11 protein-coding genes are annotated in these 11,029 nt (G+C 66.5%); 8 read left to right on the top strand and 3 right to left on the bottom strand.

All coding sequences use genetic code 11. The features are described 5' to 3' along the window. Positions 1–87: 87 nt before the first annotated feature. On the bottom strand, positions 88–849 hold the full coding sequence (locus AC08OP_RS13180; protein WP_476614454.1) for a hypothetical protein: 762 nt from the start codon (positions 847–849) through the stop codon (positions 88–90). Further along, positions 849–1,049, bottom strand: coding sequence for a hypothetical protein (locus AC08OP_RS13175; protein WP_476614453.1), 201 nt, complete (start codon positions 1,047–1,049; stop codon positions 849–851). The genes AC08OP_RS13180 and AC08OP_RS13175 overlap by 1 nt, the downstream gene beginning before the upstream one ends. Positions 1,050–1,204: 155 nt before the next feature. Between AC08OP_RS13175 and AC08OP_RS13170 the strand changes: the two genes are divergently transcribed. From AC08OP_RS13170 to AC08OP_RS13150, 5 genes are all read left to right on the top strand, one after another. Next, complete coding sequence (locus tag AC08OP_RS13170) at positions 1,205–1,981, top strand: helix-turn-helix domain-containing protein (RefSeq protein WP_476614452.1); 777 nt, start codon at positions 1,205–1,207, stop codon at positions 1,979–1,981. Positions 1,982–1,985: 4 nt separating this feature from the next. Beyond that, the gene (locus AC08OP_RS13165) at positions 1,986–2,453 is read left to right on the top strand and encodes an NUDIX hydrolase (protein ID WP_476614451.1); all 468 of its coding nucleotides are present in this window, start codon (positions 1,986–1,988) and stop codon (positions 2,451–2,453) included. A gap of 250 nt (positions 2,454–2,703) precedes the next feature. Next, the gene (locus AC08OP_RS13160) at positions 2,704–3,441 is read left to right on the top strand and encodes a hypothetical protein (RefSeq protein WP_476614450.1); all 738 of its coding nucleotides are present in this window, start codon (positions 2,704–2,706) and stop codon (positions 3,439–3,441) included. After that, positions 3,431–4,006 carry a hypothetical protein gene (locus tag AC08OP_RS13155; RefSeq protein ID WP_476614449.1) on the top strand — a complete coding sequence of 192 codons (576 nt, stop codon included), beginning with the start codon at positions 3,431–3,433 and terminating at the stop codon, positions 4,004–4,006. The genes AC08OP_RS13160 and AC08OP_RS13155 overlap by 11 nt, the downstream gene beginning before the upstream one ends. Next, positions 3,996–5,144: an MBL fold metallo-hydrolase gene (locus AC08OP_RS13150; RefSeq protein WP_476614448.1), complete on the top strand. Its 1,149-nt coding sequence runs from the start codon at positions 3,996–3,998 to the stop codon at positions 5,142–5,144. Before AC08OP_RS13155 ends, AC08OP_RS13150 begins: the two co-directional genes overlap by 11 nt. Before the next feature lie 610 nt (positions 5,145–5,754). On the opposite strand, the gene tnpC is transcribed toward AC08OP_RS13150, so the two are convergent. Beyond that, complete coding sequence (gene tnpC, locus AC08OP_RS13145) at positions 5,755–7,446, bottom strand: IS66 family transposase (protein WP_476614447.1); 1,692 nt, start codon at positions 7,444–7,446, stop codon at positions 5,755–5,757. Between the two features lie 1,155 nt (positions 7,447–8,601). Between tnpC and AC08OP_RS13140 the strand changes: the two genes are divergently transcribed. The 3 genes from AC08OP_RS13140 to AC08OP_RS13130 all read left to right on the top strand — a co-directional run. Then, complete coding sequence (locus AC08OP_RS13140) at positions 8,602–9,348, top strand: class I SAM-dependent DNA methyltransferase (protein ID WP_476614446.1); 747 nt, start codon at positions 8,602–8,604, stop codon at positions 9,346–9,348. Further along, entirely contained in the window at positions 9,345–10,079 is a 735-nt protein-coding gene (locus AC08OP_RS13135; protein ID WP_476614445.1) for a methyltransferase domain-containing protein, read from the top strand. The genes AC08OP_RS13140 and AC08OP_RS13135 overlap by 4 nt, the downstream gene beginning before the upstream one ends. After that, positions 10,076–11,029: ABC transporter transmembrane domain-containing protein (locus tag AC08OP_RS13130; protein ID WP_476614444.1), on the top strand; the 954-nt coding region annotated here is incomplete at its 3' end. The genes AC08OP_RS13135 and AC08OP_RS13130, both read left to right, overlap by 4 nt.

Here is an 11,029-nt window from a genome sequence, read left to right as displayed (position 1 = left end):
CGGACACTACGTGCGTGACCATCCGTGTGCCAACAGTTATACCGTCAATGTATTGCGACCCGGTATAACCGGTTGGCCTGCCCATCTCTACTTGGTATGGCCTTCATCCATTGGTGGTATGGCCGCTGCCGCGCCCATCGAGCAGCCCGCGCCCAGGGCCGACGATGAAATCGACGTCCACCGCTGATGCACGCACGAGCCGGTGTCGATCCGCCAGGACTCCCGCCGTTCCAGATCCTCGATCCACACCGGCCGCCGGGTCAGCGGCTCCGCCACCCGCATATGCGCCCAGCCGTGCGCACGAGCGAACTCCGACCGGGCGAACGAGCCCACAACCTCCCCGTCACCATCGACGACCAGCAGCCGCCCGGAGCTGTGGCCAGGCACCGCAGGGGGCCGAGGCGTGCCGTATGACGGCGGAGCGGCGGCGGAGGAGAGCAGACCGTGGTGAACAGCCAGCGCCAACGTCATCGGCCCCGGGCTCGTGGGTACGGCTATGGCGGCGTCGACAGCGGTGCCAGCATCCGCCGAGTGCTCCGGAGTGTCGTCGTTGAATCGGCGGAGGAGTTCCGGGCGCCAGGTCTCGCCGATGGCGACGACAGCGCCGTCGAGCCCCGCTTGCTGCCCTGCGGTGAACGCTGTCGCTTCCGTGCCGGTGACCCATCGTCCGGCGACGAGCAGCGGGGATGGGTCCAGCGCGAGAACCGTGACCAGGGCCCGCCGGTAGTCCGCGAGGGTGAGTGGCGGGTCGCCTTTCGGGTCGTCGTCGTAGGCGGCGTCGCGATCGAGCAGGGCCAGCACGTACGACCGGTACGTCGCCGCGATCGTCGCTTGCCTGGTGCCGCCCATCAGGCCACCGCCGCGTGCGCATCGGCCGCCTGGACCGACGCGGGGAACCGCACCGGGCCGACGCCGTACTCCGACCAGCCGACCTCGCGGGCGTACCGGTCGGCCGCGCCCGCGGTCTCGAACGCCAACACGATCTCCCGCACCCGTTGGCCGTCGCCCTCGAACCGCACGAGCCCGTAGACCGGTTCTTCCGCCTTCATGGGCAGTGGCTCCCCTCGCCATCCGTCCTGCTCCGCCGCGCACCTTGCGGTGACGTTGAGCGTCGATCAGATGACGGGACGTCCCTGCCGCCGATCGGGGACGTTTAGAACGTCTATGATGCTGTCCGTAACGTCCCCGGAAGGAGGGTGTGACAGTGGCGGCCCAGGGAACCAACGAGCACTTGCGGGTGGCCATGGCATCGAGCGGTATGGAGATCGAGACCCTTGCGCGATCAGTCGGCGTGGACCCCAAGACCGTGCAGCGCTGGTTGAAAGGACGCCTTCCCCACCCGCGGCACCGGTGGAAGGCCTCCGACGCACTCGGCCGCTCCGAAGAGGAACTCTGGCCGGAAGCCAGCGCGGCCAGCGCCTCCGGCTCTCTCGTGACCAGCGAGATCGTGTCGGCCTACGCCCGCCGCGCCGACGCGCCATCCCAGCTCTGGTCACGCCTCCTGGACCGCGCCGGGACGACGATCGACCTCATGGGCTACGCGATGCTGTTCTTCCCCGAGCAGCACCCCGACCTGCCCCGCATCCTCGCCGACAAGTGCGCCCAGGGCCTACGCGTCCGCATCGCCCTGGCGGACCCGGAATGCGCCGAGGTCACCGCCCGCGACGAGCTGGAGAACCTCGGCGGGACGCTCCCGGGACGTATCCGCTCGACCGTCGGCCACTTCGAGCCCCTGCTGTCCAACCCCGGTGTGGAGCTGCGCTTCCACCGGGTGCCGCTGTGCAACGCGCTCTACCGGTTCGACGACCAGATGCTCGTCACGCCGTACCTATACAAGCTGCACGGTTTCCAGCACCCCATGCTCCACCTGAAGCGGCACAGCCCCGCCGGCCTCTTCGAGAGCTACGCCCACCAGTTCGAAGCCATCTGGACCGCACCCACCACCAGGCCGCACGACGCCCGACCAGACCGGGAGGCATGACCCGATGGGCCGCGTCGACTACTACCACGACCCCCACGCCCCCACCGCGAACTCCCTGGTCGTCGGAGGGTCCGCCATCGTCGCCGACGCCCAGGGCCGCATCCTGCTCCAGCGGCGCAGCGACTCCGGGAACTGGGCGCTCCCCGGCGGGAAGATGGACATCGGCGAGACCTTCGCTGACTGCGTCATCCGCGAGACCAAGGAAGAGACCGGCTTCGACGTGCGGATCGACCGCATCGTCGGCATCTACTCCGACCCCGGCCACGTCTTCGCCTACGACGATGGCGAGGTCCGCCAGCAGTTCAACATCTGCTGCGCCTGCACCATCACCGACGGAACCCTCCAGGTCAGCGACGAATCCACGGCTGTCGACTTCCACGACCCCGCCACCCTCGACGAGCTGACCATGCACGACAGCATCCGGATCCGCATCCGCGACTACCTCGCTGCCGGCCCACCGGTACTCCGTTGAGACTGCCGAATCTGTCTGTTTAGGATCAAGAAGGCTACTTCTGGGGCTGCGCCACGCGACGGCTGCGCGTGGCCCTGGCGGGCCATGCTCGCCGGCGTGTCGCTGCCTGTGCCGTACCAGGGGTCCGGAGATCGACAGCAACAGCCTGACGAGCTACCGCCAGTCCGCATGGCTGAGGACCTCGATCCGGATAAGATCCCATAGTGCGCGATGAGACTCCGGCCAGTGTCAGCGTTACAGGGAGCGAGCGGTGAGCCCGACCGAGTTCGCCAGTGAATCTCTCGCGCTTGTCGTTCGCGGGAGATTCGACCCGACTAAATTTTCTCCAGGCTGGCTACTTGTAAATCACCTTATAGGGGAAGAACAGACAAGATCGGCAAAGATACAAGCCATTACCCCGCAAATATCAATCTTCGCTGCAGGTTGGCTGAGTGTGCAGGTTACGGAAGATACCTTCTCTCTGAGTACATCGGATCCGACAGAGTATCTCCGACTTCGCGATCTAGCTCTTGGCATCTTCGACATTCTAGAAGATTCTCCAGTCAATGCCATTGGCATCAATAGAAGCTTCCATATCAAAATAGACTCCATCGAGCGTTGGCATTCAATCGGAGACACCGTCGCGCCCAAAAAAATTTGGGAACAGGCGATGCTGCTCCCAGGAACCGTCGGACTGACTGTACGCGGCTCACGCAAGGACGAGTACGCAGGATACATACAGGTAAGATTCGAGCCGTCGAACCTGATTAATCGCGGAATTTTCGTCGAACGCAATGACCATTATATTTTGAAAAAAGTAGACAGACAGCCGAGCACAAGGGAGGAGCTCTTCGGCTTGGAGAATTTGGCCAGCCTCGAAATTCCACCCGCTCCGGGCCATCTGAAGATTGCCGCAGAAATTCTGCGCAGCAACTGGCAGGCGTCGCTGACAGATTCAGCAGATATTGTCAGAATCTTTGCGGAAATGGGGGAATTCCGTGAAGCCTGAATCGCTTCTCGTGACCACTACAAACAATCCAGTTAAGATCGAGATTGGAACCTACGTAGGCGTACCAAAAAAACCATCTTCGGCTATCCATGAAACAGATTCTTCAATTCATGCAGATCGTAATCAAATTAAGTATATGGAGTCGCCTCCGGGTGGCAATAAATCCGCCTATTCTGTTGGCTATCGCGGTACGACCGTCCTTGCAAATCAAGGGTATATAGGTCAAGCGCCCCATCTCGAGTCGGTCACCGAACTCGACATCTGGGAGGGTGTCGTTACAGAAGTTCAGTCCGAAACTTTTTTCGCAACCCTACAGTCACAGAATGAGCCATCACGCTTGACTGTAGAGCTGGAGATAAAAGACGTATCGCTAGACGACAGGAACCTGGTAGCACCGGGTGCATATTTCTACATCTCTATAAAGCGTGTTCGCAATTTGACTGGCCGCCCCACAACGACGTCTTCTATACATTTCCGCCGGCTTCCCACCTGGCAGCCGTCGACCCTCTCTCGCGCGTTGGAAGCGGCTGCGGCGTATCGGGCGGAGCTGGGGTTTGACGATTAGAAGGGACTGCCCACCGGACGATGTTGTTGAAATTTCAATATTTGGCCCCGGCTTGGGTGAATGCTGCCTTCTGCATCTCGGATGGAATGAATGGATAATCGTCGATTCTTGCATCGACCAGCGCACCGGTGCACACCCAGCCCTTTCTTACTTGTCCGAGATTGATGTATCTCCGGAGTCGGTAAAGCTAGTTGTTGCGACACACGCACACAACGATCATATCGCGGGGATATCCAACGTCGTTAGCGCCTGCATCAATGCAGATTTCGTCGTCTCGGCGGCGGCGACTAGCGAAGAATTCTTCGGACTACTAATGTTTGATCGTGAGATCTCGGGGGTAGTAAGGCAGTCCGCATACGATGAGTACCGGAAGGCTCAAGCAGTTCTTGCAGCGCGAGCACGCAATAGCGGTCGTGGAAGAGGCGTTCCCGCCTACCGTCACGCACTCGCAGATCGTCCAATATACAGACGGGCCGAGACTGCCGACCATAGAGCCGCAAACGTAATCGCGTTGTCCCCCTCTGATGAGGCGGTTACAAAAGCTGGCCAGTATTTGACGAGCTTGTACCCGGTACCTGGCGAGCCTCCTCGGCGGCTTGCGCCGCCCGACCCAAACACCTTGGCCGTAGCACTGTGGGTGGAAGTTGGCGATACCTCATTACTGCTCGGCTCGGATCTGACCCGAGGTCCCGGGAAAAATTCTGGCTGGGCCGCTGTCCTGGGCTCGAGTATGAAGCCGTCTTCAAAGGCAGAGGTTTTCAAGATTCCGCATCACGGATCACCAAACGCCCACCACGAAGACGTATGGTCGCAAATGCTCGTGGAGAACTGCGTAGCGCTAGTCGCTCCCTATCGCGCAGGTGTGACGCCTAGACCATCCCTCGACGACGCAAAAAGAATATGCAATCTTACGGATCGCGCCTATGTATCCGCGCGACCAACACTTCCTGCGCAATCAGCTAAGCTCCGGCGGGCAGCATCTGGCCTAGCTACCCTTGCGCGCTCTATCCATGAGGTAGAGGGAATTCCCGGTCAGGTCCGAGCACGCAAGAATCTTGCCGGGGGTGATTGGCGGATAGATGTCCAAAAGCCGGCGGTCAAGCTTGAGCACGCATACGAGGTAACCATACGTGATTGAAGTTCCACACGCCTATTAATTGATCTTGGGTCGGGGTGTCAGAGGCGAATGGGGGTAGCCACCGCTGTAGCAACGTCCATGGAGGTCGACGACGTTGACGTCCACCAGCGGACTGCAGCGCCAAGTTAAGCCCCTGGGGTGCTGGTATTTTCTGTGCCTTCTAAGCGCCAGGTGACGCTGGGCTGGCCCGGCTGCTCACGTCGGGTGCCCTTCCCCAGCCGGGCGCCCGATGATCTGACGGGACACCGGCCGCGTCAAGGGCGCCCTTCGGGCGGTCCTTCGGACTGGCTGCGCCACCCTTGACCCGACCGGCGTCCCGCGCAGGCGAAGGCGCTCTCCGGGGAACGGGACAAAGAAATGGGAGGCACGAGGAGCCGCCGTGGCCCCTCGTGCCGGTCCGCAGCCAGTCCGCAGGATCGTGAGAAACCGCCGAAGACGATGGCAGATGCCGTAAGCCATCCGCGCAGGTCACGCAGCATCTGTCGAGGTCAGCGAGGATTCCGGAAGTCCCTCATAATCCGTCGGTCGTGGGTTCGAGCCCCACCCGCCCCACGCCGTCTGACGTGTCCATTCACGGTGGAGGCTCGAGCAGCCCCGTGTTGATGTTGGTTTAGGCGGCGAGAGCGTGCGCGGGGCGGACCGTCCGCGGGACTGGTAGCCAGGGCGTGCCGGCGAGGGCGAGGCGGATGGCGTCGATGGCGGTCAGGCCGTGGTCGCGGGCGGAGACGAGGTAGGAGCGCACGCGCAGGTAGGCGGCCAGCGTGGTGGGGGTGTGCCAGTAGCCCGAGACGGCCTGGTGGCGTTTCGGGAGGCGGATCGCCTGCTCGCTGGCATTGTTCGTCCAGGGGATCGTGAAGTTGGTGGTGAAGAGCCAGACCTGGTCGGCCTTCGCGGCGAGCCGGCGGGCCAAAACCAGGCCGGGATGGTTGCGGTCGTCGGCCCAGGGGCGGGACAGGTTCGCGAGTTCGCCGATGCGGACGTCGGCGTCGTAGGGGGTCCGCAGGCCGTCGATCGTGGTCTGGTCCAGGCGGTTCCTGCCGGCGGCGCGGGCGGCGACGACGAGGTGGCCGGCCTCGCGGAGCAGGTCGATGAGCCGGCCGGCCCACTTCTGGACCTTCGGCGCGAGCGTCAGCACCGCCCGCAGCGAGCGAATGAGGTGCGAACAGCACAGTTGCACGCCGGTGAGGGTGGGGTCGTACTGGTGCCAGCCGGCGTAGTCGTCCCGGGTGAACAGGCCGTGCCAGCCGGTCAGGACGCCGGTGGTGTCGATCGCTTCCGACGACCGGGAGCTGATCGCCGCGTACCAGACCAGCCCGGGCGTCGGGGTGCGTACGACCAGCAGGTGCGGGGTGCCCGACAGGACGGTGCCGGTGGCCTCGTCCAGGTCCTTGCGCAGCACGTTGACGGGCGACTCGTCACCGCAGAGCACCGGCTCGGCCCGCAGCGCGGCTTTCATCGCCTCGTCGAAGCCGGCAGCCTCCAGGTCCTGGGTGAGCCGTTCGTTCGCGCGGGCGACGAACCCGGACGAGACCGGCACCCCGAGCAGCCCGTCGATCACCATCGCGGCCCGCTGGACCGGCACGTTCGCCTCCGAGGCGAGCAGCACCGCCGCGCCGTGCAGCCTGGGCCCGTAGGACACCGCGCCCGCCGCCGCGTGCCGCACCCCCGGAACCACGGCGGTGGTGACCTTCCGGCAGCACGCGCAGCGCCGCCGCGGCAACACCCACTCGACCTTCTCCAGCACCGGTTCGCACAAGTCCCAGACCTGCGCCCACCCGTCCGCCAGCACCCCCGCGTCGGACAGATCCGCCTGGCACGACGAGCATTCCGACGGCGGGTCCGCCGACAACGACCGGTCCGGCTCCGCCTCCCGGGCCAGCCCCGACCCCGGATGGCCCGGCTGCCCGCCCGGCTTCTTCTCCTTCGACCGGACCCGCTCCGAGGACGCCCGCCGCTCGGCCTTCCGCTTCTCCCGCGCGCCGATCGGCTCCTTCGACGGCGGCACAGAGGAGTTCGTACTGTCCATCGACAACCGCCGACGCAGCTCGGCGAGTTCGAGCTCAAGTTCCTCGACCCGCCGCACGGCCCGGTCCCGCTCGGCGCGCACCGCGCCAAGCTCCACCTCATGCCGTGCGGCCGAGTCCTCCACGACCCGACGCAGCCGCTCGTTGACCGACGCCAACCGCTCGTTCGCCGCCACCGACGCGGCCTGCCCGGCGGCGAGTTCCTCGATCCGCGTCTCGGCAGCCGCGAGACGCGACTCCCACGACGATGCGGACAGCTCAGCCACAGCTCTGATCATCCACGCCCAGCCACCAGGATCAAGCAACGACCACAGCGCGTCCCCGCAACACAAACCCCAAGGTCAGCGGGCTACCCCGGCGCACCCGTGAATGGACACGCCCCCGAGTCATCAAACGAGCCCGCCACAACAGCTATCTCGTCAAACGCGATACCCACATCACCACCCGTCACGTCGGGCCACCAACCGTAACGCTCCCGCGTGTCGCTTAATTCAGCGGCATTGACTCTAGAGCCGACACAGAGAATATGCATACCTTCTCAAAATAGAGAGGAACACTCAGGTGGGAACCCCATGCAATCGCAAATCATTCGCAGAATTCACGTAGCCCCCGCAGAGCCCATCAGCGCGGCCCGGTCTTGCCGTGTTCATGCTTGCCACGCCGACCGCCGCCTATTTCCTCCGGGCACCCGACTGTCACCCTTGTCACGGTCCAGCCCTCACAGAGACGCGGCTCGAACCCGCTGCACGAATCGAGCCGGCGGGGCTCGGGTGCTCCCCCGAAGGCACCCGAGCCCCCGCGAGGCGCACGCCGGCCCGTCGCACATCTGTCGTGGCGCGCGAGTGCCGCCGTCGGACCGCGACCGGCGCGGCGGACGCCCGGGGAGTCGCCGGGGGCACCGGGCAACAGCGAGTCCTCCGGTCGGCGAGGCCCATCGAGGGGTACCCGCCTTCTCCCGTCAATGCCGCTGGGCGTGGTCTCGCGTCATCTGTGGGTGGACTGCTGCCGACCGAAACGGCCGGGAGTCCGCGACGGGGCCGCGTTGCCCGAGGCGCTCGCACCGTGGCAGGGCCCGGCCAGCCCGCCCCGCGACGGGAAGCGAAACGGCTGTGCCACAGGCTGTCCCGCCTCGGCAGCCGGATCACTCGCCACGCCCGACCGCCCCGAAGGACCCCTGGACGTGGACCGGCTGCCTGGCCCGCGGCCAAGGACCTCACCCATGAACGGTCGGGACCAGAGCCCCAGGTCAGCGACGTAAGCCGGCGTTTCCGCCGCGGCTTTCGAGGGTGACACGGGTGCTGGGACAGCCGAATTTGCGCACAGAAAGTCACGACACCAGCTTGACAATGAAAATCATCTCCATTTACGTTTCTGACGATTCTCCACCAGTCCGGTGGGGTTCTCACTTCATGCCATGTGAGCGGGGGTGGCCGGTGTCGGACCGGTACGGCGACATCACCTACGGGCCGGAGTGGTCGGCCCGGTGGGAACGTGACTTCGGCACCCGGCCCGACACCGAGGACGCGGTGCGGTGCCTGGCCGACCTGTCCGGTGGCAGGCCGCTGCTCGAGCTCGGCGTCGGCACCGGGCGGATCGCTCTCCCGCTCGCGGGGCGCGGAGTGCCGGTGCACGGGGTCGACAACTCGTTGTCGATGCTCGACCAGCTGCGTGCCAAACCGGGCGCGGACGCCGTGACGGTCCTGGAAGGGGACATCGTGACGGGCGAGTTCGGCGGGCCGTTCGCCGTGGTGGCCATGCCGAGCTACACGATCTCGGCGATCACCTCGCAGGACGAGCAGGTGGACTGCTTCGCCAACGCCGCCCGCCACCTCACCGAGGACGGCTGCTTCGTCCTGGAGGCCATGGTGCCGCGCAGCGAGGCCCTCCTCTCCGGCGCGCAGCGGACGGTCCGGATCGAGCCCGGGGAGGTCGTGCTCCACGTGACCACCCCGGTGGACCCGCTGAGCGGAGTGGCGTCGGCCTGCCACGTCTACCTCCGCCACGGGGAGACGCCGCAGCTGCGCCCGCTGCAGGCACGGCACGCGTGGCCGGCGGAGCTCGACCTGATGGCCCGGCTGGCGGGGCTGCGCCTGCTGCACCGCTGGGGCGGCTGGGACCGGCGCCCGTTCGGTACCGACAGCCTCAAGCACATCTCGGTCTACGGCCGGCGAGCCGCGTGACAGCCCCGTCGACGCGGTCGATGCCGGTCGGGGCGACGCTCGCCGTCGCCAACGGAGCCTGGAACTTCGACGGCCCCGTCATGGCCGCCGGCTTCGTCGACCACGTGCGCCGCTCCGTCCCGTTCTACGACGCCGGCCACGGGCTGGCCGCGGAGCTCGCCAGCACGTTCGTGCGCCCCGGCGGGCTGGGCTACGAGTTCGGCACCTCGACGGGGCAGCTGCTGCGCACGCTGGCGACGTCCGCCGAACGCAACCGGGCCGCGTCCTGGGTCGGGGTGGAGCGGGTGCCGGAGATGGTCGAGTCGGCGCGCCGGCACTGCGCCGGGCTGGGCAACGTCAGCGTGGTGGAGGCCGACCTCACCGACTTCGAGCTCCGTCCCTGCGACTTCGCCGTCGCCTACCTGACCCTGAACTTCCTCGACGAGAAGCCGCGGGCGGACGTGCTCGCCCGGGTCCGCCAGTCGTTGCGCGAGGGCGGTGGGTTGTTCGTCTTCGAGAAGGTGCTGACGCCGGACCCACACCTGGCAGCCGTCATCGACCTGCTTCACCTCCGGTTCAAGCGGGCCAACGGACTCAGCCCGGAGGAGATCCTGAACAAGGCGGACAGCCTGGCTGGGATCCTGCAGCCGGCGACGGCCGAGGAGTACGTCGACCTGCTGCGGGCCGCGGGGTTCCGCCGGGTCACCTCCGTGATGCGGTACCTGTGCTTCGAAGGGTTCCTGGCCCAGTGAGAGATCCCTGGCGCCTCGCGCTGGCCGACGCCCGCGCCCGCCGGCAGCTGGCAGTCGTCGCCGCGATCCTGCTGGCGCTGACCGCCACGTCGGTCGGGATGGGCCTGCTGCTGGCACGGGTGCTGGCCGACGTCATCGGCGGCGACTCCCTGGGGGACGTCGCGCCGCTCCTGGGCGCCGTCGTGGCGGTACAGGTCCTGCGCTGCCTGCTGCTCTGGTGGCGGCGGGTCGTGGCGGTACGCGCGGCCGGGGAGGTCCGGGCCTCGATCCGGCGCCGCCTCGGTGAGGCACTGCTCGCGCTCGGCCCCGCCGGGCTCGCGGACCGGCGCACCGGCTCGGTGCAGTCGACCGTGGTGGACGGGGTGGAGAGCCTCGACCCGTTCGTGGCGCTGTTCGCCCCGCAGGCCATCGCCGCGATGATCGGGGCCGGCGCCACCACCGCGGTGCTTGTCATGATCGATCCGGTCATCGGGATCACGGTCGGCGTGTGCGCGGCGGCGGCACCCGCGGTGCCGCGGCTGTCCCGCCGGCTGCTGCGCTCCCGCTACCTGCCGTGGTGGAAGTCCTACACCCGCATGTATGCCGACAACCTCGACGCCGTGCAGGGCATGACCACCCTGAAAGGGCTCGGCGCGAGCCGCCGCCGGGCGGACGAACTGGCCGCGCAGGCCGACGAGTTCCGCCGGCACTCGACCCGGCTGAACGCGGTCGTGCTCGTCTACGTGGGTCTGGTGACGCTACTCGTCGGCGGTGGCAGCGCCGCCGCGCTCGCCGTCGGCTCGCTGCGGCACGCGGGCGGCGGGCTGAGCACGGTCGAGCTGTTCACGGTCCTGCTGCTGACCCGGGAGTGCTTCCGCCCGGTCCGGGAGCTGCAGGAGGCCTACCACGCGTCGTACTCGGCCATCCCCGCCGCGCGGGCGGCCCGCGAGCTCATCGAGGCCGGCCAGCAG

The sequence above is a fragment of the Frankia sp. CeRuru1 genome, assembly GCF_977966315.1.
Note: the sequence above shows the minus strand (reverse complement) of the source record. Positions and strands in the feature narration are given on the sequence as shown.

Bases quoted from the DNA above. Each gene is read 5' to 3' on its own strand.
- AC08OP_RS13180 (WP_476614454.1), bottom strand. From the start codon at position 849: ATGGGCGGCACCAGGCAAGCGACGATCGCGGCGACGTACCGGTCGTAC.
- AC08OP_RS13175 (WP_476614453.1), bottom strand. From the start codon at position 1,049: ATGAAGGCGGAAGAACCGGTCTACGGGCTCGTGCGGTTCGAGGGCGAC.
- AC08OP_RS13165 (WP_476614451.1), top strand. From the start codon at position 1,986: ATGGGCCGCGTCGACTACTACCACGACCCCCACGCCCCCACCGCGAAC.
- tnpC (WP_476614447.1), bottom strand. From the start codon at position 7,446: ATGATCAGAGCTGTGGCTGAGCTGTCCGCATCGTCGTGGGAGTCGCGT.